The following is a 24,839-nucleotide window of genomic DNA, read 5'->3' on the forward strand; positions in this document are numbered from 1 at the left end:
GCCATGCCAGGTTCCGCGTCCGCGGTCGTCCGTCTGCGCGGCGTGCGCCTGCGCTACGGCAGGACCTTGGCGTTGGCCGGCATCGACCAGGACATCCCGGCCGGCATCATGGTCGGCCTGATCGGCCCGGACGGCGTCGGCAAGTCCAGCCTGCTGTCGCTGATCGCCGGCGCGCGCGCGGTGCAGGAAGGCACGGTGGAGGTGTTGGGCGGGGACATGCGCAGCCGCGCGCATCGCGAGCAGGTATGCCCGCGCATCGCCTACATGCCGCAGGGGCTGGGCCGCAATCTCTACCCCACCCTGTCGGTCGAGGAGAACCTGCAGTTCTTCGCGCGGCTGTTCGGCCACGATGCCGCCGAGCGCCGGCGCCGCATCGATGCGCTCACCACCAGCACCGGCCTCCAACCGTTCCTGGGGCGCCCGGCCGGCAAGCTGTCGGGCGGCATGAAGCAGAAGCTGGGGCTGTGCTGCGCGCTGATCCACGATCCGGACCTGCTGATCCTCGATGAACCCACCACCGGCGTCGACCCGCTGGCACGCGCGCAGTTCTGGGACCTGATCGCGCGCATCCGCAGCGAGCGCAGCGGCATGAGCGTGCTGGTGGCCACCGCCTACATGGACGAGGCGCAGCGCTTCGATCGCCTGCTGGCGATGGACGACGGGCGCGTGCTTGCCACCGGCACCCCCGACGAGCTGCTCGCGCGCACCGGCAGCCGCTCGCTGGAAGAAGCCTTCATCCAGCTGCTGCCCGACGAGAAGAAGCGCGGCTACCAGCCGGTGGTGATCCCGCCACTGGATGTGGACGGGAACGACATCGCCATCGAGGCCAGGGACCTGACCATGCGCTTCGGCGATTTCACCGCGGTCGACCATGTGTCCTTCCGCATCCGCCGCGGCGAGATCTTCGGCTTCCTCGGCTCCAACGGCTGCGGCAAGTCGACCACGATGAAGATGCTCACCGGCCTGCTGCCGGCCACCGAAGGGCAGGCCTGGCTGTTCGGCCGCGAGGTCGACCCGCGCGACATCGAGACCCGGCGGCGGGTGGGCTACATGTCGCAGTCGTTTTCGCTGTACGGCGAATTGAGCGTGCGCCAGAACCTGGTGCTGCACGCTCGCCTGTTCCATGTGCCGGAAGCGGAGATCCCGGCGCGCGTGGACGAGATGGTGGAGCGCTTCGGCCTGGGCGACGTGCTCGACGCCATGCCTGCGAGCATCCCGCTGGGGATGCGCCAGCGCCTGTCGCTGGCAGTGGCGATGGTGCACAAGCCGGAGATGCTGATCCTCGACGAACCGACCTCGGGCGTGGACCCGGTGGCGCGTGACAACTTCTGGCGCCTGCTGGTGGAGCTGTCGCGGCGCGACAGGGTGACCATCTTCGTCTCCACGCATTTCATGAACGAGGCCGAGCGCTGCGACCGCATCTCGCTGATGCACGCGGGCAAGGTGCTCGACAGCGACGCGCCAGCCGCGCTGGTGGCCAAGCGCGGCGCGAAGACGCTCGAGGAAGCCTTCATCGGCTACCTGGTGGACGCCGGCGGCGGCAGCCCCGTGCAGGATGCGAGCGGCGCGGACGGGCCGGCGAGGGTGGCCGGTGGCGCGGACCATGAAGGCCGTCCCAGCCGCTTCAGCCTGCGCCGGCTGTTGAGCTACACCTGGCGCGAGGCGCTGGAGCTGCAGCGCGACCCGGTGCGCGCGACGCTGGCGCTTGGCGGCTCGCTGATCCTGATGTTCGTGATCGGTTTCGGTATCAGTCTGGACGTGGAGGACCTGACATACGCGGTGCTCGACCGCGACCAGACCACGCTCAGCCGCGACTACGCCTCCGGCCTGGCCGGCTCGCGCTACTTCATCGAGCGGCCGCCGATCACCGATTACGAGGACCTGGACCGGCGCATGCGCAGCGGCGAGCTGGCGCTGGCGATCGAGATCCCGGCCGGTTTCGCCCGCGACGCGCTGCACGGGCGCGACGTACAGATCGGCGCCTGGATCGACGGCGCCATGCCCACGCGCGCCGAAACCGTGCGCGGCTACGTGCAGGGCATCCATCAGCACTGGCTGGCGGAACAGGTCGCCGAGCGCACCGGTGCCAGCCTCGCCGGCAACGCCGGCATCGAAACCCGCTATCGCTACAACCCCGACGTGCGCAGCCTGCCGGCCATCGTGCCGGCGGTGGTGCCGATGCTGCTGCTGTTGCTGCCGGCGATGCTGACGGCGCTGGCGGTGGTGCGCGAGAAGGAGATGGGATCGATCGTCAACCTCTACGTCACCCCGGTCACCCGCAGCGAATTCCTCATCGGCAAACAGCTGCCCTACATCGGCCTGGCGATGGTCAACTTCCTGCTGATGAGCCTGCTGTCGGTGATCGCCTTCGGCGTGCCGATCACCGGCAGCTTCCCGACGCTGGCGCTCGCGACCCTGGTCTTCGTCGTCATCGCCACCGGCATGGGCCTGCTGGCCTCGGCCATCACCCGCAGCCAGATCGCGGCGATGTTCTTCACCGTGATCGGCACCCTGATCCCGGCCGTGCAGTTCGCCGGCCTGCTCAACCCGGTCTCGTCGCTGGAGGGCGCCGGCCGCGCCATCGGCGAGGTCTACCCGGCCACGTACATGTTCATCATCAGCCGCGGGGTGTTCAGCAAGGGGCTGGGGCTGGCCGACCTGCAGCAGTCGCTGTGGCCGCTGCTGCTGACGGTGCCGGTGATCATGGGCGCGGCGATCGCCCTGCTGAAGAAGCAGGAGCGCTGAGATGCACGCGTTGACGCGGCATCTGACCAACATCTACCGCCTCGGGGTCAAGGAGCTGTGGAGCCTGTGGCGCGACCCGATGCTGCTGTTGCTGATCGTCTACACCTTCACCGTGTCCATCTACACCGCGGCAACGGCGATGCCCGAGACGCTGCACAACGCGCCGATCGCGATCGTCGACGAAGATGGCTCGCCGCTGTCGCAGCGCATCGCATCGGCGTTCTACCCGCCCCAGTTCGCGCCGCCGCAGATGATCACCCTCGCGGAAATGGATCGCGGCATGGACGAAGGTCGCTACACCTTCGTGCTCGACATCCCGCCGGATTTCCAGCGCGACGTGCTTGCCGGGCGGAGCCCCGCGCTGCAGCTCAACATCGATGCCACCCGCATGAGCCAGGCGTTCAGCGGCAACCTGTACGTGCAGCAGATCGTGACGGGCGAGGTCGACGAGTTCGTGCAGCGCTATCGCGGCAGCAGCGCACCGCCGGTGGACCTGGCGTTGCGCGCGCGCTTCAACCCGGCGCTGGAAAAGTCCTGGTTCGGCGGGCTGATGGAGATCATCAACAACGTCACCCTGCTGTCGATCATCCTCACCGGCGCCGCACTGATCCGCGAGCGCGAGCACGGCACCATCGAACACCTGCTGGTGATGCCGGTCACGCCGACCGAGATCATGCTGGCCAAGGTCTGGTCGATGGGCGCGGTGGTGCTGCTGGCCGCGGCGCTGTCGCTCAGCTTCGTGGTGCGCGGCCTGCTGCACGTGCCGGTGGAAGGTTCGGTGGCGCTGTTCCTGGTGGGCGCGGCGCTGCACCTGTTCGCCACCACCTCGATGGGCATCTTCCTGGCGACGCTGGCGCGCAGCATGCCGCAGTTCGGCCTGCTGCTGATCCTGACTCTGGTGCCGCTGCAGCTGCTCTCCGGTGGCATGACCCCGCGCGAGAGTATGCCCAGGCTGGTGCAGGACCTGATGCTGGCCGCGCCCACCACCCATTTCGTCGAGTTGGGCCAGGCCATCCTCTATCGCGGCGCCGGCATCGACGTGGTCTGGAAGCAGTTCCTGCTGCTGCTGGTGATCGGTACGGCGCTGTTCCTGCTGTCGCTGGCGCGGTTCCGCAGGACCATCAGCCAGATGGCCTGATGGCGGGCGCATCCAGCTTTTCTCCCGACGTGCTGATGGACACGCACGCGCTGCAAAGCAGCGCCGTGCGATCGCCCCGCGCCGCCGCAGTCGTGCTCTGCGTTACACCGTCAGTGACATCACGGACATTCCAAGCCCGGCAGTAGCGATTTCGTCCGCCATTTTTCCCCTCACTCCTGCAGCGCCCGCAGCGTCACCGAGGGCGGCGCGTCGAGCACGCGCCGCGTAGCCCACAGGCCGGCAAGCAGGGTCATCAGCACGCCGATTCCGCCGCCGGCCGCAGCCAGGGTCCAGTTCGGCGTCCACGGCAGATCGAAGACCCGCACGGCGATCACGCCGGCGAGTATCGATGCGGCGATCGCCGCGACCAGGCCGGCAAGCAGGCCGATCGCCGCGAACTCCGAGGCCTGCGCGAGACGCAGCTGCGCACGCTTGCCGCCGAGTACGCGCATCACCCCGCCTTCGAGCAGGCGCTCGTCCTGGCTGGCACTCACCGCCGCCAGCAGTACCAGCACGCCCGCAGCCAGCGAGAACCAGAACACCACCTGCACGACGGTCGAGACCTGGTCGGCGGTGCTGCGCACCTGGGTCAGCACCGCGTCGATGTCGATCACCGACAGGTTGGGGAACCGCTGCACGAGATCGGCGGTGAAGCGCGTGGCCTCGGGCGGGACCCGCACTGCCGTGATGTGGCTCGCCGGGAACGCATCCAGCGCGCCCGGCGAGGCGACGACGAAGAAGTTCGGACGAAAGCTTTCCCATTCGATGCTGCGGAAACTGGTGATCGGCGCTTCGAATCGCTGTCCGGCGATGTCGAAGGTGATGCGGTCGCCGATCTGCCAGCCGAGATCCCTGGCGAAGTTCTCCTCGACCGAGATCTCGGGCGCGGCCGGCGTGTCGCCGCCCCAGAACCTGCCTGCCGTCACCTGGTTGTCGTCGCGCAGATCCGTCTGCATCGACAGGTTGAACTCGCGTTCGGCGCGGCGCTGCGCCTGCTGGTCCTGGACCTCGTCACCGCTGCGCCCGGCATAGTCCTCGCCGCGCACCGGCTCGCCGTTCCGTTCCACCAGACGCGCGCGGACCATCGGGAACAGCACCGGGGCGTCCACGCCCTGCTCGGCGATGAAGGCGCGCAGCGGATCGAGCTGGTCGGGCTGCACGTTGATGATGAAACGGTTGGGTGCGTCCTGGCCCAGCGCGAGCTGCCAACGATCCAGCAGGTCGGTGCGCACGAAGGTCAGCAGCAGCAACGCCATCAGGCCAAGACCGAGCGCAGTGACCTGGGCAACGCTGGTCCCCGCGCGCCGGCTCACATTGGCCAGGCCGTAGCGCAGGCTGCCGCGCAGCCGCGTGCGCAGCGCGCGCACCAGCAGGATCAGGCCCCAGGCCAGCAGCGCAAGCACGGCGAACGTCGCCGCGATGCCGGCCAGCATCGCCCCGCCCAGCGTCGCCGACCCGGCTTTCCACCACACGAGCGCGGCCAGGCCCACGAAACCCGCGCTGCCCACCAGCCAGGCACTCGGCTCGAAACCGCCCAGATCGCGCCGCAGTACGCGCAGGGCCGGCACCCGGCGCAGCGCCAGCACCGGCGGCGCGCCGAAGGCCATCAGCACGACGAGCCCGACGCCATAGCCCTGCAGCGCCGGCATCCATCCGGCGGCGGGGATCGACAGGCCCAGCAGCGATTCCAGCCAACGGGCGATGCCCCATTGCAGGGCGAAGGCGATCAAAACACCCAGCGTGCAGGCGATGACGCCCAGCAGCAGCAGTTCGCCGACATGGATGCCGACCAGGGTGCGCTGCTGCGCGCCCATGCAGCGCATCACCGCGACCGAAGTCAGATGCCGGGCTGAATGCTGGCGCGCGGCCATCGCGACCGCGACCGCGGCGAGGATCACCGACACCAGCGCGGCAAGGCCGAGGAAGCGACCGGCGCGATCGAGCGATGAGCGCACTTCCGGACGCGCATCGCCGATGGTCTCCACGCGCTGGCCACGGCCGAGATTGGCGCGGGCGACGGCGGTGAAGGTGTCGACCGCATTGGCGTCACCGGCGACGACCAGCCGGTAGCGGATGCGGCTGCCGGGCTGGACCAGCCCGGTGCCCTCTAGGTCGGCGCGGTGCAGGAACACCTTCGGCGCGACATTGAAGTAGTCGATCGACGCGTCCGGCTCCTGCAGCACCAGCGCCGCCAGCCGGAAAGCGGATGTGCCCAAGGTGACGGTATCGCCGACCGAGGCGCCGAGCGTGTCGGCGCCGGCGCGGCTCATCCACACGGTGCCGGGCTCGGGCACTGCCGCGGCGTCGCGTTCGATGCCGTCGGCGCCGGCGATGCGGAACGCGCCGCGCAGCGGAAAGCCGTCACCGAGCGCACGCACGTCGCCCAGGCGCAGATTGGCCGCATCGCCCTCGCCGACCCGGATCATGCTGTCGAGCTCGACCGTGTCGACCGACTGCAGGCCCGGCGCCTGCGCAGCATCGCGGATCGCGCCTTCGATCGGTGCATCGCCGCGTACCACCGCATCGCCGCCGAGCAGGCGGTTGGCCTCGATCGCCAGCGCGCGCTCGGCCCGGTCGGTCACGAAGCCGACCGCGGTCACCGCGACCACCGCGAGCACCAGCGCGGCGAACAGGATGCCGATGTCGCCGGCCTTGAAGTCGCGGCGCAGCTGCCGCCACGCGAGCGCGGCCGTCCTCATGCGGGCATCGCCTCGTCGGCGACCAGTCGGCCGCTGTCGATGCGCAGCCGGCGCTGGCAGCGCTGCGCCAGGTGATCGTCGTGGGTGACCAGCACCAGCGTCGTGCCGGCATCGGCATTGAGGGCGAACAGCAGCTCGATGATCGACTGGCCGGTGGCGGTATCGAGATTGCCGGTGGGTTCGTCGGCGAACAGCAACGACGGCCGGGTCACGAACGCGCGCGCGAGCGCCACGCGCTGCTGCTCGCCGCCCGAGAGCTGGCGCGGGTAATGCCCCAGGCGTTCGGCCAGCCCCACGCGCGCGAGCACCTCACGCGCCGGGCCCTCGACCTCGCGGTCGCCGCGCAGTTCGAGCGGCAACATCACGTTCTCCAGCGCGGTCAGCGCCGGCAGCAGCTGGAAGCTCTGGAACACGAAGCCGACCTTCTCGCCGCGCACGCGCGCCCGGCCGTCCTCGTCGAGCGTGGAAATGGCCTCGCCATCGAGCGACACGCGGCCGCTGCTGGGCGTATCCAACCCGGCCAGCAGGGACAGCAGCGTGCTCTTGCCGGAGCCGGATGCACCGACGATCGCCACAGTGTCGCCGTGCGCGATGCGGAAGCCGACGTCCTGCAGGATCGTCAGTGCTCCGGACGGCAGCTCGACGCGCTTGCCCAGTCCGTCCACTTCGAGCGCATGGGCCGACCTGCGCCGCGTTTCAGCTTGCATGGGGGGGCCGTCGTGCATAGATATCCTTCAATGACCAGTGACCGGCGCCGCCCTGGAGTGGCGTCGGCCGAAACGGAGAAACCGGAATGACAGAGGGAACTGCGGCCGTGCGCCGCCGGATGCAAGCGCGGCTGGCCTATTGGCTGCTGGCCTGCCTGCTGGCGCTGCCCGTTCTAGCACAGGCGCAGCCGGCGCCCGCTGCCGCCCCCGCACAGTCCGGTGAGCGCACCGTGCTGGTGATGGGCGATTCGCTGTCGGCAGGCTATGGCATGTCCGCGGCCGAAGGCTGGGTGGCCCTGCTGCAACAGCGCCTGCAGCGCGAGGCGCCGGGCTGGCGCGTGGTCAATGCGAGCATTTCCGGCGAGACCACCGCCGGCGGCGCATCGCGGATCGTCGACGCTGTCGTGCGCGAGCGGCCTGCGGTCGTGATCATCGCGCTCGGTGCCAACGACGGCCTGCGTGGCCTGCCGCTGGCGGATGCGCGCCGCAACCTCGCCCGGATGATCGGCGCGTCCCAGCACGTCGGCGCGAAGGTGCTGCTGGTGGGCATGCGGATGCCACCGAACCTCGGCGCGGACTACACCGCCGGTTTCGAGGCGAACTACGAGCTGCTCGCCGACACCTTCGACACCGCGCTGCTGCCATTCCTGCTCGAGCCGATCGCCAGCGACCGGGCGAACTTCCAGGACGACAACCTGCATCCCACGGCCGAGGCGCAGGCGCAGATCCTGGATCACGTCTGGCCGGCGTTGCAGCCCCTGCTCGACTGATCTCCGGCCGGGAGGGTCGAACCCGCCGCTGAAGCACGCCGGCGTCCGGCCCGGACCACGGGCTGGCCGCTGGCGAATCACCTGCGGGCTGTCCCGCGCGGCGCGGACGGGCCCGTCGCGGCCCGGCCGCGCGTCACTCAGGGGATCGGCACGTCCGCGGCCCTGCTTCCGCCCAGCAGCGGATACGGATTGATCGGCTCGCCCGTCCACCATTGCCGGGCCGGGGTCAGCCGGAAGACGGCGAAATGCAGGTGCGGCGCGGCCGGATCGGCGTTGCCGGTACTGCCCACCGTGCCGAGCACGTCGCCACGCTTCACCTGCGCGCCCTCGGCGAGGCCCGGCGCATAGCCCTGCAGATGGGCGTAGTAGTAGGCGAAGCGACCACTCGGCTCGAACTGGTAGATCGTCAGGCCGCCGGCGTCGCTGGTGAACAGCTTCTCGATCGTCCCATCGGCCACCGCCACTACCGGGGTCCCGGCGGGCGCCATGATGTCGAGCGCCTCGTGGCGACGCTCGCTGCCGCGGGCTTCGTCGAAGGTGTCATGGATATCGGCAAGGGTGATGCCCTGCACCGGCAGCAGCAGCCCGTCCGCCGCGGGAGACGGGGTCGGGGCGACGGGGGGGGCGGACGGCGTCACCGCAGGCGCGACGGCGAGCCGGTCCGGGAGCGGCGCGGGCGCCACCACGGCGTCCGTGGTCTCGACCTGCGTCGGGTTCCGCTCGATCAGCGGCGCACCCTGCCGCAGCCACCACGCGACATTGACCAGTACCAGCACCGCGACCGCAATCAACGCGATCCAGAGTCCAGGCCGACGCATGGTCTATTCCTCGAGGCTTGCGGCCATGCCCGGCTTGACCACCTCGGCAAGGCGGCGCGCGCTCCAGTTGGTCATGCGGATGCAGCCATGCGACTGGGTCTTGCCGATGTTCGCCGGCTCCGGGGTGCCGTGGATGCCGTAATGCGGCTTCGACAGGTCGATCCACACCCTGCCGACCGGATTGTTCGGGCCCGGCGGCAGCACCGCCTTGGCATGCGAGGGATCGGCATCCCAGAACAGGTCGGGGCTGTAGTGGAAGGTCGGGTCGGTCGCGACGCCTTCGATCTTCCACTCACCCACCGGCAGCGGGTCGTGCTCGGAGCCTGTGGACGCCGGGAACTGCGCGTACACCTTGCCGGCAGCGTCCACCAGGCGCACCACGGAATCGGACTTGCTCACCACCACGCGCGCCGGCTCGGCCAAGGGAGCGGCGTCCGTCACGTTGGGCACGACGATGCGCGTGCCGGCGGCGAACTCCGCATCCGGATTGAGCCTGCGCAGCAGCGCGGGCGATGCATGGAAGCGCTCGCCGAGCGCCTCGGTGACATCCTCGTAGCCGAGGGCGTCCTGCTTCGACTGCGCCATCATGTCGTCCGGAATCTGCGCGAACGGTCCGGCGACATCCTCGGCGGTCAGGGTGTAGGGGGCCAGTGCAACCGCGTCGCCCTCGGTGAGCGCAGCCCAGGTCCGGTCATCGAGCTCACCGGTGGCCTCCAGGCCGCGATGGCGCTGGAAGCCGGCAATCGCCCGCGTGGTGTTGGTGCCGCCGCGGCCATCGATCTCGCCAGGCGAAAAATGCATCCGATCGAGCAGGATCTGGACCCGCAGCAGGGCCGCATCGCCGGCATCGGGCGCTGCGTTATTGACGGCTTCGGCGGTCAGTGCGCCCGTCGGCTGCGTCTCCGACGGCTGCGAGGCGGGTGTCTGCGCCCCTGCCGGGAGTGCGGCGACGATGGCGAAACTGCAGACCAGTGTGGCTGCACTGCGAATCCATGGATGGGTCATGCGGGCTCCTCGGGTACGGTGTGCGCGCATCCTCCCGGGCGCACCGCGCCGGACGCGTGAAGCCGGCAGCTCGCATTCAGCCGTGCGGGCAGTTGAGCAGCGGAGAGTTCGCGCGCCAGTCGGCATCGGCGGCGTAGGCGAACAGCAGCTGGCCGTCCTTGAGCGAATCGATCACCACGCGCGCCACCTCGCTGCGCACCGCCGGACAGCCGAAGCTGCGTCCGAGCCTGCCCTGGCGCTTCGCCTGTGCCGGGTCGACGTAGTTCGCACCGTGCATGACGATCAGACGCTCGCGTGCACGCCCGTTGAATCCGGGCTCCAGCCCATCCATCCGCATCGAGTAGCCGTTGCCGCCGACGTAGGTTTCCGCGGTGCGGAACAGGCCCAGGCTGGACTTGTGGCTGCCGTCGACGTCCGAGAAGGCGGTGGCCAGATTCTCGCCACTGCCGCGCCCGTGCGCCACATGTTCGGCATGCAGCAGCCGCCCGGCCGCGACGTCGAACACCCACATCCTGACTTCGGTCGAAGGTCGCGAGTAGTCGATCACCGCCAGTCGCTCCCCGACATCCCCGCTGCGGGCCGCGCAGGTGCGCGCCTGGAGCGCGAGTGCGAGCACCCGCCGGTCGAGCGACGGAGCCGCCTGGGAAAGCCGGTCGAGCGGACCGGCGGCCTTCGCCGGCGCCGCCATCAGCAGCGCCAGGAACATCAGGGTCGAACATAGAACAGAACGCATGGGGAGAAGACTAACGGGTGCCAGATGACCGCCCGCAGACCGGCCAATCCAATGCGCCTACGCCGCAGGGCCTGCACTGCCGCCCGTGCTGGGCTGTTGCGCCAGGCCGGCTCGGCCGATGCCACCCCACCCCGCGGGGGCGCGGCGATGGATTCGACAGCGAGCTTCGAAGGCCAAGTCGTGCACGGGGTCGCGGCCGGCGCGGTGCCGATCGAGCCGCCCGCGTACCGGTCGATGGGTCGCCGCCACGCCGTCACAGCGGCCGAGCCGCGCGTGCCGGGCAGCGCGGACGATGCCGATATCCCGCCGATTTGAGCACCTGTTAAGCGCCTCGGGCGCACAATTGGCGTCTGTCCGTGTTCCTGGACGCACGCCACACTGGGAGAATCCGGATGAACCGACGTTCCCTGTCCCTGCTCCTCGCCGCTGCGCTCACGGCCATTTCCGCGCCGGTGCTTGCCCGCAGCGACGTCACCGATCCCGATCTTCCACGCAGCCTGCCGGCAGACAGCCCGGTCGCGGTGCAGTGGACCGATCCTTCCGCGTTCTCCGACATCCGCCTGAGCGGCAATAGCTGGGAGGCGCGCCGGGGCGACTGGGTGGAACAGATCGCCTATTACATCCGCCAGCGCGCGGAACGCCAGCTGCCCGCGGGCGATACGCTGGACGTGACCATCCGCGACATCCGCCGCGCCGGCATGTACGAGCCGTGGCAGGGACCGCAGATGGACGATGTGCGGATCATCAAGGACATCTACCCGCCGCGGATCGACCTCGATTTCGTGCTGCGCGACGCCGACGGCAACGTGATTGCCGAAGGCTCGCGTGAACTGCGCGACCTGGCCTTCATGCAGCGCGGGCCCGCGGGCATGAGCAGCGACTCGCTGCGCTACGAGAAACAGCTGATCGACGACTGGCTGCGCCGGGACATCAAACCCGCGCTCGCGCAGCACTGAGTTACCCGACGCATGGAACGCGGCCGCGCGCACGTATGGATCCGCCGCGAATCGGGGTCCGGCTCGACGCGAATGTCCGCGCGATGCATGGGCCGGACCGCACGCGCGACTATCATCCTCGCCGGGCGATGGGCCCGTGCGCAGGTTGGCCATGACCGTATATGTCGACGATGCGGTGCACCTCTGGCGTGGCGAACGCTGGGCGCACCTGATGGCCGACACGCTGGATGAACTGCACGCCTTCGCATCGACCCTCGGCATGCCGCGCCGGGCGTTCCAGGACCGCGCGAGCGGCGCGCACTACGACGTCACCGCCGCGATGCGCGATCGCGCGATCGCACTTGGCGCGGTGGCGATCTCGCGCCATCGCGACCGCGCACTGGTCCACGCGGTGATCGCCAACGCACGCAGGCAGGCCGGCGGCGCAACGCGATAACGGCCGGGGATGAAGCATGCGCGCCGCGGCGGTATCCTGCGCGCACATTCCCAGTCGCCACCCAGACCATGACCGATACGCCGCCCGACCGCCTGTCCAACGACCCGCGCAGCCCGCACTACGACGAGGCCGCGATGAACCGTGGGATCGGCATCCGCTTCAACGGCAACGAGCGTCGCGACGTCGAGGAATACTGCATCAGCGAAGGCTGGATCCGCGTGGCCGCGGGCCGTGCGCTCGACCGGCGTGGCCAGCCGTTGACGGTGAAGCTGCGCGGGACCGTCGAACCCTATTTCCACCTCGACGCCTGACGCCGTCGGCGCGCCCGGGAGACTCCGATGCAGTACCTGCTGCTGGTCTACACCGACGATGCATTGCTCGACGGCCTGGGCGAAGGTGAATTCGACACGATGATGCGTGGTTGCCTGCAGCATGCCGACGCGCTGCGCGCCCAGGGCACCCTGCTCGGCTTCGAGCAGCTCGAGCACGCCAGCACCGCGAAGACGGTGCGCAGCCGCGGCGGACGCACGCAGGTGTTCGATGGCCCGTTCGCCGAGACCAAGGAGATGCTCGCCGGCTTCAATCTGATCGAAGCCGACAGCGAAGAGGACGCGCTGCGCATCGCCCGCGAGCTGCCGTGGGCCCGCACCGGCAGCATCGAGGTGCGGCCGGTGCGTGATATCGCCCAGGTCCGCGCGCGCGTAGGCGCCTGATCCGCCTCGCCGCCTTCCGCTGCCACTGCAGACGAGACCGACCCGGGCAGGCGCGACAGCAAGCCGCTGCCCATCCTGTCGCCGGATCCGGCGGCAGGACCTACAGCAGTCCGTCGCGCTTGATCGCCAGATAGCGCTGCACCAGCGCGGCAGGCAGCTCGTCCCCGGTCACATCGAGTACGCCGATGCGGTGATTGCGCAGGGCATCGTGCGCGGCCTTGCGCTGGGCCAGATACCGCGCAGTGGCACCGGCGCGGACCGCATCGTCGTGGTCGTGCACGTCGGCGTCGAGCACTTCGTCGAGCGCGCGCTCGCGCAGGGAGGCTACGACGACCAGATGCCGCTTCTGCAGCATGCGCACTGCGGCGAGGACGTCGTCGATGTCCTCGTCGCGCAGGTTGGTCACCAGCATCAACAGGCCACGCCGTCGCTGCCGCCGCGACAGCTCGGTGGCCGCGGCGAGATAGTCCGTCGCCACCGGCTGCGGTTGCAGGTCATGGCTGACCCGCAGCAGGGTGTCGATCGCAGCCAGTCCGCGCTGTGGCGCCATCCAGCGACGCTCACCGCCGGTCGCCAGCAGGCCGACCGCGTCCCCCTGGCGCAGCGCGAGATACGACACGACCAGCGCCGCGTCGAGCGCCTGGTCGAAATGCGACAGCGCGCCGTCCTGGGCCAGCATGCGGCGGCCGGTATCGAGCACCACGACCAGCTGCTGGTTCTTCTCGTCCTGGTATTCGCGCGAGATCAGCTTGCGCGCGCGCGAGCTCGCCTTCCAGTCGATCTGGCGCAGGCTGTCGCCCACCCGGTATTCGCGCATCTGATGGAAGTCGGTGCCCTCGCCACGGCGGCGCTTGATGTGGGCACCGACCAGGCGCGAGGCACGATCGGCGCTGAGCAGGGCGAAGCGGGTCAGCGGCGCGAAATTCGGAAACACCCGCACCTGCCTGGGCGTGCCGGCCTCGCGCCGTTGCCGCCACAGGCCCAGTGGCGAGCGCAGCCGCAGCTGCACGCCTTCGAACTGCGCCGGCCCACGCATGTCCGGCTGCAGGGTGTAGTCGACGCGGGCGACGGTGCCGGGCGCCAGCCGCAGCGCGCGCGGCAGGCCGTCGACGCGCCAGCCGGGCGGATGCAGATCGAACACTTCGACGTGCTGCGCCTTCGCCCCGCCGTCGATATGCAGCGACACCGGCCGCGCGATACCGATTGGCCAGGCGTCCGCCATCGAGCGCACGACATCGGGTGTGGGGCGGCGCACGAGCATCGCCAGGTCGGCGATCGACAGCAGCAGCAGCGCGCTTCCGAACAGCTGCCATGGCGGGATCGCCGGCGGCCACAGCGAGGCCGCGACCCCGCCCAGCCCCCAGACGGCGAGCAGCACGATGAGCGCCATCGTCGGCCTCATCCGCGCGCCTCCCGGCAGTGGCGGCGCAAGGCTGTCACCTGCGCGGCGCGTCCACCCGCGCGAGCAGGGCCTGCAGCACCTGGTCGGTGTCCTGGCCCTCGATCTGCAGTTCCGGGGCAAGCGCGATGCGATGGCGCAGCGCCGGCAGTGCGATCTCGCGGATGTCGTCGGGGGTGACGAAGTCGCGGCCCGACAGCACCGCCTGCGCACGCGCCGCGCGCACCAGCGCCAGGCTTCCGCGCGGGCCGGCGCCGAGCGCGATACCCGGCCAGGTGCGCGTGGCCGCTGCGATGCGTACCGCGTAGTCGATCACCGCTGCGTCCACGACCGTCGCCGCGGTGCCCCGCTGGAGCGCGACGATCTCTCCCGGCTGCAGCACCGTGCCGAGCCGGGAGAGGTCGAAATCGGCCGCGACCTTGCCGCTGCTGATTGCCGTGACCATCGCCACCTCGTCGGCGTGCCGGGGGTAATCGATCAGCACCTTGAGCAGGAAACGGTCGAGCTGCGCCTCGGGCAGCGGATAGGTGCCCTCCTGCTCGACCGGGTTCTGCGTGGCCAGGGTCATGAACGGCGGCGCCAGCTCGAAGCTGTGGCCCTCGATGGTCACCTGCTGTTCCTGCATCGCCTCGAGCAGCGCCGACTGGGTCTTGGCAGGCGCGCGGTTGATCTCGTCGGCGAGCAGCAGGTTGGTGAAGATGGGGCCGCGGCGGACCACGAAGGTCTCGCTCCGGGTGTCCCACACCGCATGACCGCTGACGTCGCTGGGCATCAGGTCGGGGGTGAACTGCACGCGGGCATAGCCGCATCCCAGCACCGCCGACAGTGCACGCACCAGCAGCGTCTTGCCCAGGCCCGGCACGCCTTCGATCAGCACATGGCCGCCGGCGAGCAGCGCCACCAGGATCTGGTCGAGCACCTCGGGTTGGCCGATGAAGGCCTTGGAGACTTCGTCGCGGACCGCGGCGACGCGTTCGGCGAGCGCATCGCCGGCGATCGGCGCGGGTGGAGGCACGGGCAGTTCGGTCATGGTCGAGCTCTCATGGGGTTCGTCCTCACAGGTTCTTTCGCATCTGGATCAGGCGGGCGATGCGCTGGCGGAAGGCCTTCGCATCATCGGGCGCCGGCGCCTGCAGCGCCTGGCGGACGTCGCGCGGCGCCACGCCGGTGCGCCGGGCGATGGCGTCGATACCGGGCTCGCCTTTGAGCGCCGCAGCGAGCGGATCGCGTCTGCGCAGCCGCTCGACGAATGCGGCGCGCACTGCGTCGTAGAGCAGCGACGCACGGCCGTATCGCACCAGGTGCGCGCCGCTGGCGGTGACATGTTCCAGCAGTGCACGCCGCGCGACCGGCGGCGCCGGCAGCATCGGGCCCAGTCGCTGGGTGCGCATCCACAACCAGGCGAGCAGTGCGAGCAGCAACGGCCCCCAGGCCATCCAGCCGCGGGTGAGGATCTGCAGCCACAGCGGCGGCACGGTTGCCGCGTACACCAGATGCACGGTGCCCTCGCCCCAGTTGGGGCCAAGCAGCTGCCGGGTCAGCAGCGCGTGCGGCGGTTCACGCAGGTCGCCGTTGCGCAGGAAGTCGAAGTCGGCGAGCACGTCCACCGTGCCCGCGCCGTAACCGAGACGGGCAAATACCAGGCCGTCCTCGCCGCCGTCGCCCCAGCTCAGCTCGGGCTCCGCATCCACCAGCAGGAAGCGCCGGCCGCGACAGAACTCCACGTGTCCCTCCTGGCCGGTGACAAGCAGCGGTTCGCAGCGGGTCGGGCCCTCGACCGTGCGCACGCCCAACCGCGCCAGCAGATCCCGGGCGGGCGCGGCCTCCGCGCTGCGGCGCGGCAGGGGCGTACGAACAAGCAGATGGCCACCGCCGTGGACCCAGCGCAGCAGCGCTTCGATTTCCGATGGCTGCAGTGCCCTGGGGTCGCTGTAGAGCAGCAAGGTGTCGCGCGGCCCCAGCGGCACCCGCGCCAGCTGCAGCCGCTGGCGCGACTGTGCCGGCAGCCCTGCGGCGGTCAGCGATTTGCGCAGGGCATAGAGGGGGTTGTACGCGGCCTCGCCGCGCGGCGGCAGGTCCTCCGACTCGTCGACCCGCTCGTGGGTGTGCAGGAACCAGCCCACTGCCAGTGCGACGACCAGCAGGCCCAGCAGCCCCAGCCCGATGCGCGTCGGCCTGCCCATCAGCTGCGCCATCCGAAACGTGGGGCGAGGCGCGCGAGCAGGGCCTCGAGACCGGCCTCGTCAGGCATCCGCTGTCCGTACGCGGCCTGCTGCCAGACGCGCACCATGTCGGCGAACGCGTCGCGGTCTCCGGCATCGGGCATGCGCCGGGCCGCGCGGAGGCATTGCGCTTCGGTGGCGCCGGGCACCAGCGTGACCCCTGCACGCGTGGCCATCGCCTCGACACTGGCGCGATAGAGCAGTGCCAGCGCGCGCCGGCGCCATCCGTCGTTCCACAACCGGCGCACCGAGGCGACCAGGTCGGCCGGCAGTGCCTCGGGCAGCAACGGAGCCTCCTCGACGACGATCGCGCGTGGCTCGCGCACCGGCCCGAGGGTCTCGCGCATCCACGGCCACCAGTGGCGAGCGGTCGCCGCCAACACAGCGGCCAGGATCGCCAGCAGGATCCACAGGCCGTATTCGGCGAACAGCGCCAGCACCCGCGCGATCACGGCCAGTACGCCCGCATCGGGACCGGAGCCGGGGGCCTGCGCAGCCTCGTCCTTGCGCTGCCAGCGGGTGACGACACGCTTGCCGTCGAGCAGCGGATCGGCGTAGGCGCGCTCGACGGCGCCGGCGAAGGCAGGGTCGTCCTCGACCGTGGCGAAGACCTCGGGCAGCGTCGGCCGCTGCGCCTCGTCCTGCGCCTGGCCGGCGGCGCTCTGGCGGGCAGCCGCGGCCAGTTCCTCGTTCCTGGTGCCCACGTCCTCGTCCGACCGGTGCGGTGGGGCGCCGATCGTTGGTCCGGTTCCGCCCGCCGCCCCGTCGCCCGTTGCCGGCGCCTGGGCATGCGAGGCCGACATCGGCGCCAACAGCAGACCGGCCAGCAGCAAGCCGAGCATCAACGTGCCCGCAGGCGCCAGGCGCGCGCGCAGACGCCGGAACGCGATCTCGAGATCCCAGGCCTCCAGCTGGGTGCGGCGGTTGAGGTAGAGGCCGAAGCCGGCGCCGATATAGAAGGGTTCGATCAGCCCCAGCGCCAGCCAGAACGCCAGGTTGCCCAGCAGCTGGATCCAGCGCGGCGGGTGCTCGCTGACCAAGGCCCACATCGCCCGCGCCGACTCCGACAGCAGTTCGGTCGGAACGAAGATCAGCACCAGCACGCCGAGTGACACCAGCAGGGTCAGCACGAACAGCTGGCAGATGACCGTCAACAGCAGCGCATGACCGCCGATGCCGTCGGCCAGCAGCCGGCGCCGCTGCGCGAGTGGTGGCCCTGCAAGACCTTCCAGCAGATCGACCGGCAGGGTCACCGCCCGCCACGGACTCGGGCGCCGCCAGGTCAGATGGCCCAGCAGGGGACGCCAGCCCCAGCGCAGCAGGGCGGCGCAGGTCGCGCGGACCCCGGGCGCAGGCCCGAACACCGCGCGCGACAGTACGAACAGCGGCGCGCGGTCGAACACCGGCAGCAACCACCACATCAGCAGCGCCGCAAGCCACAACCGGTCGAGCGCCCAGCCCAGTGCGTTGAGCGCGATGAACACCGGCAGCCCCAGGAGCAGCGAGGGCCCCCAGATCGCGCGCGCATGCCGGCGCACCAGCGCGTTGCCCAGTTCCATCGCCTCCCACGCGCTGCGCGGGCGCAGTTCGACCTGCACGCTGTCAACGCGCATCGGCCGCCCCGCGTCCGCCGCGCCACATCCACAGCCCGGTCAGCAGCCACAGGCCGCCGCCGACCCCGAACCGGATCGGGTCGGGCATGGCAACGGTGGACGACCAGAACGCTTCGACGAACGCGGCGAACACCAGCATCGCGAGGATGCCCACGCACAGCCGCCCGCCATCACGCCCGGCCCGGACGAGCGCGTCGATGCGGCGCAGCTGGCCCGGCGCGACCAGTGCCAGCCCCAGGCGCAAGCCACCGGCACCGGCGATGACGATCGCGGTCAGTTCCGGCGCCGAATGTCCGACGACGAAGCGCCAGAACGGCCCGCCGTGGCCGATCGCCTGCAGGTGCCCGGCCACCGTGCCGATGAACAGCCCGTTGAAGATCAGCACGAAGATCGTGCCCACGCCCGCCAGCAGACCACTGGCGAAGGTGCGGAAGCCGATGCTGACGTTGTTCCAGATGTAGTAGCCGAACATCTGCATGTCGGTCTGGCTTTCGCGGGTCATGCGCGCGGCCAGGCGCGCCGGGTCGTACATGTCCTCGACCTGCGCCAGCTGCTGCGGCGACATCACGCCGTAGGCCAGTTCGGGCCACTGCTGGATCAGCACGAACATCAGCAGCAGCGGCAAGCCGAACAACGCGAGCGACGCCCACAGGCAGCCGCGTTGCGCGCGCACCAGGCGCGGAAAATCGGCAAGCAGGAAGCGCAGTGCATGTCGCCACGGCGTCGGCGCCGGCCGATAGAGCACGTTGTGGCCACGCTGCATCAGCGCCTGCAGCCGCGCGGTCACCTGGGGGCTGTAGCCGCGGCGCCGGGCCAGCGCCTGCTGCTGGCACAGCCGCCGGTAGTGCGACGGGACGTCCTCGTCCGCGAGACCATCCCACTCGCCACGGCGCCGACGCGCCCGGCGCGGACTGGCGGCGCGCGCATCGAGCCAGCGCTCGAACGCATCCCACTCGGCCTGGTGCCGCGCGACGAATGCATCCTGCTTCATGCGCGCCGCCCCAGCAGCCAGTTGGCCACGCCGAGCAGGCGCCGCACCCCGGCCTCGCCGCGCGCGCCGGTCAGCGGCGCCACGATGTCGGCGAGTTCCTGCTGGCGCTCGCCGGTCAACGCATGGGCACGTTCGGCGAACGCGACCACCGCCACCTGTTCGTGCGCCTGCAGCGGCACCGCGGGCGCGCACGGCGCGAATGCCGGCGCATCGACGTGCGTGCGCTCGCGCGGCGCATGGATCACCAGGGTGCCGGCGACCATGTCGCCCAGCCGGCGGCTCCACGGGTCCGCCAAGCTCGCCACCAGTCCCGCGCCATAGCCGAACGGCAGCATGTCGACCGTGCGCATCAGGTTGCGGATGAAGCTCGCCATCCAGCCGATCGGCGCGCCGTCGACCGACACCACGCGCAATGACAGTGCCCGCTTGCCCGGCGTCTGGCCGCTGTAGAGCGCCTCGAACACTACCGGATAGCCCCAGAACACGAGGAAGAGGGCGATCAGGTACAGCCCGCTGCCGAAGCGCCCCAGCAGGCCCAGCACGATCGAGATCGCCATCAGCAACGCGGCGCGGATCGCCAGGTCGATCAGCCAGGCCAGCGCGCGCGGCACCGGACCTGCCGCCGGCAGCCGCAATGCGACGCCTTCGGGCGTGTGCACCTCGCGGACGGTGTCGAGCATCAGGCGCCGCGGCTCCCTGCCGTCCTGCGCCCTCGCGCATCGTCCGTGTGGTGGCCCATGCCGTCGTCCCTGCCCTGCACCTGTGGCTCAGTCCACCAGCGCGCCGAGGTATTCGTCCTTGAGCCGCACGTAATGCGCGGCGCTGTAATGCAGGCCCTCGATCTGCGCGTCGTCGAGCCGGCGCACGCAGCGCGCGGGATTGCCGACCCACAGCTCGCCTTCGCCCACCACCTTGCCGGGCGGCACCACGGCGCCGGCCGCGATGAAGGCGTGCCGGCCCACCACCACGCCATCGAGCACCAGCGCGCCCATTCCGATCAACGCCGCATCGCCGATCGTGCAGGCATGGATCACCGCCTTGTGCCCGATCGTGACGTCACAGCCGATCAGCGTCGGGAAGCCGCCGAGCTTCGCGTGCGGGCCCGCGTGACTGACGTGGATCACGCTGCCGTCCTGCACGCTGGTGCGCGCGCCGATGCGTACGTGGTTGACGTCGCCGCGGATCACCGTCGCCGGCCAGACCGACACGTCGTCGCCGAGCGTCACGTCACCGATCACCGTTGCGGCGGGGTCCACATAGACGCGCGCGCCAAGGGTCGGGGACTGCCCCCGGAAGGATCTGAGGTTCATGGCCGCAGTATGCCTCGCGCCCCGCAGCCTGGCTTGCCCGCGCCGCTAGACTGGGGCGATGGATGCCCCTCGCCTGCCTGACCCCACGCCCACCTGCACCCTGCGGCCGACGCTCGACACCCTGCGCGCCGCCTGGCGCGCGCGGCGCCCCGATGCAGCGCAGCGCCGCGACGACCTCGCTCGGCTGCGCGCCGCGTTCGCGCGTCGGCTCGACGACATGGCCGATGCGATCTCGGCCGACTTCGGCCATCGGGCGCGGCCCGAATCGCTGATCGCCGACGGGATGAGCGTGCTGTCGGAGATCGATGCGCTGCGTCGGCAGCTGCGCGCCTGGATGCGCCCGCGCAGGGTCGGCGCCGGATGGCGGCTGTGGCCGGCGCGCGCGCAGGTGCGGCACGTGCCGCTGGGCGTGGTCGGCGTGATCGCCCCGTGGAACTATCCGGTGAACCTGGCGCTGATTCCGCTGGCGACGGCGATCGCCGCCGGCAACCACGTCTTCCTGAAACCGTCGGAACATACCCCGCGCAGCAGCGCGTTCCTGTGCGAACTGCTGGCCGAGGTGTTCCCGGCCGACCGGGTCGCAGTCGCGCTCGGCGATGCCGACATCGGCGCCGCGTTCGCCGGCCTGCCCTTCGACCATCTGGTCTTCACCGGGTCGACCGCGGTCGGGCGCAAGGTCATGGCCGCCGCCGCGCCCAACCTCACGCCGCTGACCCTCGAGCTCGGCGGCAAGTCGCCGGCGATCGTCTGTCCCGGGTATCCGCTGGACAAGGCCGCGGCGCGGCTGGTCACCGGCAAGCTGTTCAATGCCGGCCAGACCTGCATCGCCCCCGACTACGTGCTGGTCGACGCGGCGCGCCGCGACGCCCTGCTCGAAGCGCTGCGTTTCGAGGTGCGCGGTCGCTACGCCGATCCCGCAGCGCGCGCCGCCGACTACACCCACATCGCCAGCGACAGCCAGCATGCGCGCCTGACCGCACTGGTCGACGACGCCCGCGCACGCGGCCTGACCGTGCTGCCGCTGCTCGAGGTCGAAGGGGCGCGCGCATTCGCGCCCACGCTGGTCGTGGACCCCGGTAACGATGCTGCGTTGATGCAGGAAGAAATCTTCGGCCCGGTGTTGCCTGTTCTGTCCTATCGCACGCTCGACGAGGCCATCGCCTTCGTCGAGGCGCGCGATCGTCCACTGGCGCTGTATCCCTTCGGCGATCGCGCGCAGGTCGAGGCGATCCTCGCGCACGTCGTCGCGGGCGGCGTCACCGTCAATGACACTTTGCTGCACTTCGCCGCGAACGGATTGCCGTTCGGCGGTGTCGGTGCCAGCGGCATGGGCGCGTACCACGGCCGCGCGGGTTTCGACGCGATGACCAAGGCGCTGCCGGTGCTGTGGCAATCGCGCATTGCTGTTACCGACCGGCTGCGGCCACCGTATGCGCGCGTCGCCAGGCTGGTGGACTGGCTGGTGCGCTGACCCCCTGGGCAATCACGGTACGCGGCGGCTTTATGGCCCGTTCGCCAAGCATCTGGACGCCAGCAGCTGCTCGAACGAAGCCTCCGCGTTGTCATCTCGCGTACCGGACACCGGCGCCCTCACTCGCTCGAAGCCAGGCGCGCACGCGCCCGTTCCGCCCGCTGCGAGGCGGACTCACCGGACAACCGGCTGAACAGACCCAGCGCACGCTCGCGTTCTTCGCTGAAGCCATACCAGGCGAGACCCATCACCCCGAACATCGACAGCAGCACCGGGTTCGGCACGTCGGCGCGCATTCCCTGCCCGACCAGAAAGCCGCAGCCAAGCGTGAACAGGCACAACAGCAGCACCGTGCGGCCGACGCTGACCCCCGCATCGATCATCAGGTGGTGGATGTGGTTGCGATCGGGATGGAAAGGTGATCTGCGCATGCGGATGCGCCGCGCCATCACCACCAGCGTGTCCATCACCGGCACGGGCAGCAGCCACAGCGCCAGTACCGGGCTCACCGGATGGCCGGCGTTCTGGGTGAGGCGGAACGAGAACCAGGCCACCACGAGCCCGAGAAAGGCACTTCCACTGTTGCCCATGAACAGACGTGCACGTGGGCGCCATGGCGATCGCATGTTGAACATCAGGAAACCTGCCACCGCACCCATCAGCAGCATCATCCGCTCGGCGATGACGTCATTGCCTGCGTACAGGGCCGCAGCCCCAAGCATCAGCAGCGCACACCAGACCAGGGCGCCGGCCAAGCCGTCGACGCCATCGATCATGTTGATCGCGTTGATCAGGCCAACGGTGGCGAACACGGTGAACGGGACCGACAGCGCACCAAGTGCCATCGAATCCAGACCCAGGGCCGGCCCCAGCTGCGCAACGCGCACGCCACTGGCGTAGACCATGATGAGAGCCGCCACGACCTGTGACAGGATCCGCCAGTACCAGCGGACGTCGTAGATGTCGTCCAGCACGCCGATGCCGATCAGGACCGCGGCGGCGGCGGCGAAGCCCCAGAAACCATCTCCCACCACAGGCGAGCCGACCGCCGCGACCAGTACGCCGGCCACCATGGCCAGGCCCCCGGTTACGGGTGTCGGCATCGAATGATTCTTCCGCCCACGCGGATGGTCGACGAGTCGCAACTTCGGAGCCAGCGGTGTGAGCAACCACAGGGCAAGCGTCGTCGCGGCGAAGGCAGCCAATGCCGATAGCCAGTCGAGCCGTGCGACCAGATCGAATGCCACTAGCCAGCTCCTGACGGAGACCTTTTGCAGCGCAACGTACATTCAGGACCGAGACGGTCGCGAGAAAATCAGGTTGCAACACCGCTATTTACCTTTTGATAATCCACTTAATGCGATCCGCCACGCGCATGATTAACCATTCAGTTGCCCGTGGGCGAGGACCTATTACCGGGCCGGCGGCCGGGCCTGGCCATGCTTCAGCAGATATCGCGCCGCGACTGCGATCAACACGCCGCACACGCCGCCGGCCACGTTGAAGGCCGCGTCGCCAAAGCCGGCCTCACGTCCGTCCGCAAGCCACTGCGCCAGTTCTGCGCCGATCCCAAGGCATGCAATCAGCAACAGTCCGGGCCAGCCTCGCAATCCTGCCCGGCCGACCCAGATCAGCAGGCCAAGCCACGCGAATGCGATGACGTGGATCCATTCCGGGGGATCGAGCGGCGTCGTCCGGGTCAGGGCATACAGGCGATGGACATGGTCCATGCCCACCCAATCACCCAGCATCCCGGTCGGCAGGAACAGAAGCGCCGACACCGCAAGCGCAGAGGCCACCAGCATGCAGGCGATCGCCGGATGGCTTCCACGCGCAAGCAGGACCGCCAGGGCGATGGCCATCACCGCCAGCAGGAGCTCGGCGGCAGTCACGGTGCGCGCCGGACGTCCCGATACACGGCCATCGTCCGTTCGATCACGATCTGTTCGTTGAACTCCGCCAGCGCCTTGGCGCGGGCCGCCTTGCCGAGCCGGGCCGCAAGCGCCGGATCATCGTGCAAACGCGCGATCGCGCAAGCGAGCGCCTCCGCGTCGCGCGCTTTCACGAGCAGACCGTCGACGCCGTCGGTCACGACCTGCCGGCAACCGGGGACGTCGGTGGTGACCAGCGGAAGTGCACACGCCGCCGCTTCGATGAGGCCCTTGGGCAGGCCTTCGCGGTAGCTTGGCAGCACCACCATGTCGACCGACGCAAACAGCGCGGCCATGTCGTCCACGTGACCCAGCCACTGGAGGACGCCTTCGGCGACCCATCCGCGCACTGTGGCCTCAGGCACTGCGGCTGGATTTCCGGCATCGGAATCACCTGCGAGCAGGAACTCGATCGCTCGCCCCTCACCCCGGAGACGGCGTGCGGCGGAAACGTACTCGGCCAGGCCCTTGTCCCATAGCAGGCGCGCGGCAAGCAGCACGCGCAGCGGCCGACCGGTCACTGGAGATGGCCTGGAGAGAAAGCGCGAGCAGTCCACGCCGGAACCCGGTATCAGGTGGACGCGAGCCGAGTCCACCAGGCCCGCCTCCGCAAACAGGGCCACATCGTCCGGATTCTGCAGGACCAGGCGAGCCCCCGGCCCGCCGAGGGCCAGCCGCAGCAATTCCCGCACCAGCGGGCGCAGCATCCGCGCCTTGAGGGAATCACTGATGAAGACGTAGCCCATTCCCGCAACGGCATTCACCCGGACAGGCACCCCGGCAAGACGGGCGGCAAGCGAGCCATACACCGCGCATTTGATGGTGAACCCATGCACGATGTCGGGCCGCTCCCGCCGCAGCACGCGCACCAGATACATGAGCAACATCGCCTCGCGCAGCGGGTCCAGGCTGCCCCGATCCATCGGCACGGCCTGCCAACGCAGGCCGAGGGCGCGCAGCTTTTCGCCGTATGCGCCATCCGGCGAGATCAGCAACACCTCGTCCCCCGCGTCGCGCAGTGCCAGCGCCAGGGAGCGTCGAAAGTTGTAGAGGTACCAGTCGGTATTGGCGAAGAGAACTATCCTGCGCCCGGGCATGTCGTGCGACATCAGCCTTGCTCTCCCAGTGCTGCGCGAGGTGACCGGAATGCCAGCAGCCGTGGCCGCCGGAGCGATGTTGCGC

Annotated in this window: 24 protein-coding genes; 9 read left to right on the top strand and 15 right to left on the bottom strand. The window is 70.1% G+C overall.

Features of this window, described 5'->3' with window-relative positions; translation table 11 throughout:
• The first annotated feature begins 3 nt into the window (after positions 1–3).
• Together rbbA and CNR27_RS00595 are read left to right on the top strand one after the other, a co-directional pair.
• Positions 4–2,745, top strand: coding sequence for a ribosome-associated ATPase/putative transporter RbbA (gene rbbA, locus CNR27_RS00590; protein ID WP_096296464.1), 2,742 nt, complete (start codon positions 4–6; stop codon positions 2,743–2,745).
• A gap of 1 nt (position 2,746) precedes the next feature.
• Entirely contained in the window at positions 2,747–3,883 is a 1,137-nt protein-coding gene (locus CNR27_RS00595; RefSeq protein WP_096296465.1) for an ABC transporter permease, read from the top strand.
• Positions 3,884–4,053: 170 nt separating this feature from the next.
• Here the strand turns inward: CNR27_RS00595 and CNR27_RS00600 are convergent, their stop codons facing one another.
• Positions 4,054–6,582: an ABC transporter permease gene (locus CNR27_RS00600; RefSeq protein WP_096296466.1), complete on the bottom strand. Its 2,529-nt coding sequence runs from the start codon at positions 6,580–6,582 to the stop codon at positions 4,054–4,056.
• Positions 6,579–7,289: an ABC transporter ATP-binding protein gene (locus CNR27_RS00605; RefSeq protein WP_233580306.1), complete on the bottom strand. Its 711-nt coding sequence runs from the start codon at positions 7,287–7,289 to the stop codon at positions 6,579–6,581. Before CNR27_RS00605 ends, CNR27_RS00600 begins: the two co-directional genes overlap by 4 nt.
• An 86-nt stretch (positions 7,290–7,375) precedes the next feature.
• Here CNR27_RS00605 and CNR27_RS00610 point away from each other — a divergent pair, with 86 nt between their 5' ends.
• The gene (locus tag CNR27_RS00610) at positions 7,376–8,059 is read left to right on the top strand and encodes an arylesterase (protein ID WP_096296468.1); all 684 of its coding nucleotides are present in this window, start codon (positions 7,376–7,378) and stop codon (positions 8,057–8,059) included.
• Positions 8,060–8,196: 137 nt separating this feature from the next.
• On the opposite strand, the gene CNR27_RS00615 is transcribed toward CNR27_RS00610, so the two are convergent.
• The 3 genes from CNR27_RS00615 to CNR27_RS00625 form a co-directional block, all read right to left on the bottom strand.
• Positions 8,197–8,877 carry a M23 family metallopeptidase gene (locus CNR27_RS00615; protein ID WP_096296469.1) on the bottom strand — a complete coding sequence of 227 codons (681 nt, stop codon included), beginning with the start codon at positions 8,875–8,877 and terminating at the stop codon, positions 8,197–8,199.
• A gap of 3 nt (positions 8,878–8,880) precedes the next feature.
• Positions 8,881–9,882 (bottom strand): L,D-transpeptidase family protein, encoded by a 1,002-nt coding sequence (locus CNR27_RS00620; protein WP_096296470.1) that lies wholly within the window; start codon positions 9,880–9,882, stop codon positions 8,881–8,883.
• A 76-nt stretch (positions 9,883–9,958) separates the two neighbouring features.
• Positions 9,959–10,615 (bottom strand): murein L,D-transpeptidase catalytic domain family protein, encoded by a 657-nt coding sequence (locus tag CNR27_RS00625; protein ID WP_096296471.1) that lies wholly within the window; start codon positions 10,613–10,615, stop codon positions 9,959–9,961.
• A gap of 96 nt (positions 10,616–10,711) precedes the next feature.
• On the opposite strand from CNR27_RS00625, the gene CNR27_RS15100 reads away from it, so the two are divergent.
• The 5 genes from CNR27_RS15100 (at position 10,712) to CNR27_RS00645 (ending at position 12,720) form a co-directional block, all read left to right on the top strand.
• On the top strand, positions 10,712–10,930 hold the full coding sequence (locus tag CNR27_RS15100) for a hypothetical protein (RefSeq protein ID WP_157745162.1): 219 nt from the start codon (positions 10,712–10,714) through the stop codon (positions 10,928–10,930).
• A gap of 77 nt (positions 10,931–11,007) precedes the next feature.
• Positions 11,008–11,571 (top strand): DUF3016 domain-containing protein, encoded by a 564-nt coding sequence (locus CNR27_RS00630; protein ID WP_096296472.1) that lies wholly within the window; start codon positions 11,008–11,010, stop codon positions 11,569–11,571.
• 151 nt (positions 11,572–11,722) lie between these two features.
• Positions 11,723–12,007 carry a DUF4031 domain-containing protein gene (locus tag CNR27_RS00635; protein ID WP_096296473.1) on the top strand — a complete coding sequence of 95 codons (285 nt, stop codon included), beginning with the start codon at positions 11,723–11,725 and terminating at the stop codon, positions 12,005–12,007.
• A gap of 68 nt (positions 12,008–12,075) precedes the next feature.
• Positions 12,076–12,318 carry a DUF3297 family protein gene (locus CNR27_RS00640; protein ID WP_096296474.1) on the top strand — a complete coding sequence of 81 codons (243 nt, stop codon included), beginning with the start codon at positions 12,076–12,078 and terminating at the stop codon, positions 12,316–12,318.
• Positions 12,319–12,345: 27 nt separating this feature from the next.
• On the top strand, positions 12,346–12,720 hold the full coding sequence (locus CNR27_RS00645; RefSeq protein WP_096296475.1) for a YciI family protein: 375 nt from the start codon (positions 12,346–12,348) through the stop codon (positions 12,718–12,720).
• Positions 12,721–12,820: 100 nt separating this feature from the next.
• Here CNR27_RS00645 and CNR27_RS00650 read toward each other — a convergent pair whose 3' ends face one another.
• The 7 genes from CNR27_RS00650 to CNR27_RS00680 form a co-directional block, all read right to left on the bottom strand.
• Positions 12,821–14,122 carry a DUF58 domain-containing protein gene (locus tag CNR27_RS00650; protein WP_096296476.1) on the bottom strand — a complete coding sequence of 434 codons (1,302 nt, stop codon included), beginning with the start codon at positions 14,120–14,122 and terminating at the stop codon, positions 12,821–12,823.
• 34 nt (positions 14,123–14,156) lie between these two features.
• Complete coding sequence (locus CNR27_RS00655; protein ID WP_096296477.1) at positions 14,157–15,149, bottom strand: AAA family ATPase; 993 nt, start codon at positions 15,147–15,149, stop codon at positions 14,157–14,159.
• 25 nt (positions 15,150–15,174) lie between these two features.
• The gene (locus CNR27_RS00660; RefSeq protein ID WP_096300115.1) at positions 15,175–16,302 is read right to left on the bottom strand and encodes a DUF4350 domain-containing protein; all 1,128 of its coding nucleotides are present in this window, start codon (positions 16,300–16,302) and stop codon (positions 15,175–15,177) included.
• Positions 16,302–17,954 carry a DUF4129 domain-containing protein gene (locus CNR27_RS00665; protein WP_096296478.1) on the bottom strand — a complete coding sequence of 551 codons (1,653 nt, stop codon included), beginning with the start codon at positions 17,952–17,954 and terminating at the stop codon, positions 16,302–16,304. Before CNR27_RS00665 ends, CNR27_RS00660 begins: the two co-directional genes overlap by 1 nt.
• Positions 17,944–18,945, bottom strand: a complete 1,002-nt coding sequence (locus CNR27_RS00670) for a stage II sporulation protein M (protein WP_096296479.1) — start codon at positions 18,943–18,945, stop codon at positions 17,944–17,946. The genes CNR27_RS00665 and CNR27_RS00670 overlap by 11 nt, the downstream gene beginning before the upstream one ends.
• The gene (locus CNR27_RS00675; RefSeq protein WP_096296480.1) at positions 18,942–19,625 is read right to left on the bottom strand and encodes an RDD family protein; all 684 of its coding nucleotides are present in this window, start codon (positions 19,623–19,625) and stop codon (positions 18,942–18,944) included. Before CNR27_RS00675 ends, CNR27_RS00670 begins: the two co-directional genes overlap by 4 nt.
• An 87-nt stretch (positions 19,626–19,712) precedes the next feature.
• On the bottom strand, positions 19,713–20,255 hold the full coding sequence (locus tag CNR27_RS00680) for a gamma carbonic anhydrase family protein (protein ID WP_096296481.1): 543 nt from the start codon (positions 20,253–20,255) through the stop codon (positions 19,713–19,715).
• Between the two features lie 58 nt (positions 20,256–20,313).
• Between CNR27_RS00680 and CNR27_RS00685 the strand changes: the two genes are divergently transcribed.
• On the top strand, positions 20,314–21,726 hold the full coding sequence (locus tag CNR27_RS00685) for a coniferyl aldehyde dehydrogenase (protein ID WP_096296482.1): 1,413 nt from the start codon (positions 20,314–20,316) through the stop codon (positions 21,724–21,726).
• A 119-nt stretch (positions 21,727–21,845) separates the two neighbouring features.
• Here the strand turns inward: CNR27_RS00685 and CNR27_RS00690 are convergent, their stop codons facing one another.
• From CNR27_RS00690 to CNR27_RS00700, 3 genes are all read right to left on the bottom strand, one after another.
• Positions 21,846–22,829 carry an MraY family glycosyltransferase gene (locus tag CNR27_RS00690; RefSeq protein WP_179948204.1) on the bottom strand — a complete coding sequence of 328 codons (984 nt, stop codon included), beginning with the start codon at positions 22,827–22,829 and terminating at the stop codon, positions 21,846–21,848.
• 309 nt (positions 22,830–23,138) lie between these two features.
• Positions 23,139–23,618: a hypothetical protein gene (locus CNR27_RS00695; RefSeq protein WP_096296484.1), complete on the bottom strand. Its 480-nt coding sequence runs from the start codon at positions 23,616–23,618 to the stop codon at positions 23,139–23,141.
• A complete protein-coding gene (locus CNR27_RS00700) occupies positions 23,615–24,766 on the bottom strand; it encodes a glycosyltransferase family 4 protein (RefSeq protein ID WP_245815687.1) in 1,152 nt (383 codons plus the stop codon). Before CNR27_RS00700 ends, CNR27_RS00695 begins: the two co-directional genes overlap by 4 nt.
• Positions 24,767–24,839: the final 73 nt, after the last annotated feature.

This window comes from Luteimonas chenhongjianii, assembly GCF_002327105.1.
Taxonomy (GTDB): Bacteria; Pseudomonadota; Gammaproteobacteria; order Xanthomonadales; family Xanthomonadaceae; genus Luteimonas; species Luteimonas chenhongjianii.

Coding starts and splice junctions, on each gene's coding strand:
- rbbA (WP_096296464.1), top strand. CDS start 4: ATGCCAGGTTCCGCGTCCGCGGTCGTCCGTCTGCGCGGCGTGCGCCTG.
- CNR27_RS00595 (WP_096296465.1), top strand. CDS start 2,747: ATGCACGCGTTGACGCGGCATCTGACCAACATCTACCGCCTCGGGGTC.
- CNR27_RS00600 (WP_096296466.1), bottom strand. CDS start 6,582: ATGAGGACGGCCGCGCTCGCGTGGCGGCAGCTGCGCCGCGACTTCAAG.
- CNR27_RS00620 (WP_096296470.1), bottom strand. CDS start 9,882: ATGACCCATCCATGGATTCGCAGTGCAGCCACACTGGTCTGCAGTTTC.
- CNR27_RS00610 (WP_096296468.1), top strand. CDS start 7,376: ATGACAGAGGGAACTGCGGCCGTGCGCCGCCGGATGCAAGCGCGGCTG.
- CNR27_RS00645 (WP_096296475.1), top strand. CDS start 12,346: ATGCAGTACCTGCTGCTGGTCTACACCGACGATGCATTGCTCGACGGC.
- CNR27_RS00700 (WP_245815687.1), bottom strand. CDS start 24,766: ATGTCGCACGACATGCCCGGGCGCAGGATAGTTCTCTTCGCCAATACC.
- CNR27_RS00635 (WP_096296473.1), top strand. CDS start 11,723: ATGACCGTATATGTCGACGATGCGGTGCACCTCTGGCGTGGCGAACGC.
- CNR27_RS00660 (WP_096300115.1), bottom strand. CDS start 16,302: ATGGGCAGGCCGACGCGCATCGGGCTGGGGCTGCTGGGCCTGCTGGTC.
- CNR27_RS00605 (WP_233580306.1), bottom strand. CDS start 7,289: ATGCAAGCTGAAACGCGGCGCAGGTCGGCCCATGCGCTCGAAGTGGAC.
- CNR27_RS00625 (WP_096296471.1), bottom strand. CDS start 10,615: ATGCGTTCTGTTCTATGTTCGACCCTGATGTTCCTGGCGCTGCTGATG.
- CNR27_RS00650 (WP_096296476.1), bottom strand. CDS start 14,122: ATGAGGCCGACGATGGCGCTCATCGTGCTGCTCGCCGTCTGGGGGCTG.
- CNR27_RS00615 (WP_096296469.1), bottom strand. CDS start 8,877: ATGCGTCGGCCTGGACTCTGGATCGCGTTGATTGCGGTCGCGGTGCTG.
- CNR27_RS00655 (WP_096296477.1), bottom strand. CDS start 15,149: ATGACCGAACTGCCCGTGCCTCCACCCGCGCCGATCGCCGGCGATGCG.
- CNR27_RS00675 (WP_096296480.1), bottom strand. CDS start 19,625: ATGCTCGACACCGTCCGCGAGGTGCACACGCCCGAAGGCGTCGCATTG.
- CNR27_RS00680 (WP_096296481.1), bottom strand. CDS start 20,255: ATGAACCTCAGATCCTTCCGGGGGCAGTCCCCGACCCTTGGCGCGCGC.
- CNR27_RS00690 (WP_179948204.1), bottom strand. CDS start 22,829: ATGCCGACACCCGTAACCGGGGGCCTGGCCATGGTGGCCGGCGTACTG.
- CNR27_RS00630 (WP_096296472.1), top strand. CDS start 11,008: ATGAACCGACGTTCCCTGTCCCTGCTCCTCGCCGCTGCGCTCACGGCC.
- CNR27_RS00685 (WP_096296482.1), top strand. CDS start 20,314: ATGGATGCCCCTCGCCTGCCTGACCCCACGCCCACCTGCACCCTGCGG.
- CNR27_RS00665 (WP_096296478.1), bottom strand. CDS start 17,954: ATGCGCGTTGACAGCGTGCAGGTCGAACTGCGCCCGCGCAGCGCGTGG.
- CNR27_RS00670 (WP_096296479.1), bottom strand. CDS start 18,945: ATGAAGCAGGATGCATTCGTCGCGCGGCACCAGGCCGAGTGGGATGCG.
- CNR27_RS00640 (WP_096296474.1), top strand. CDS start 12,076: ATGACCGATACGCCGCCCGACCGCCTGTCCAACGACCCGCGCAGCCCG.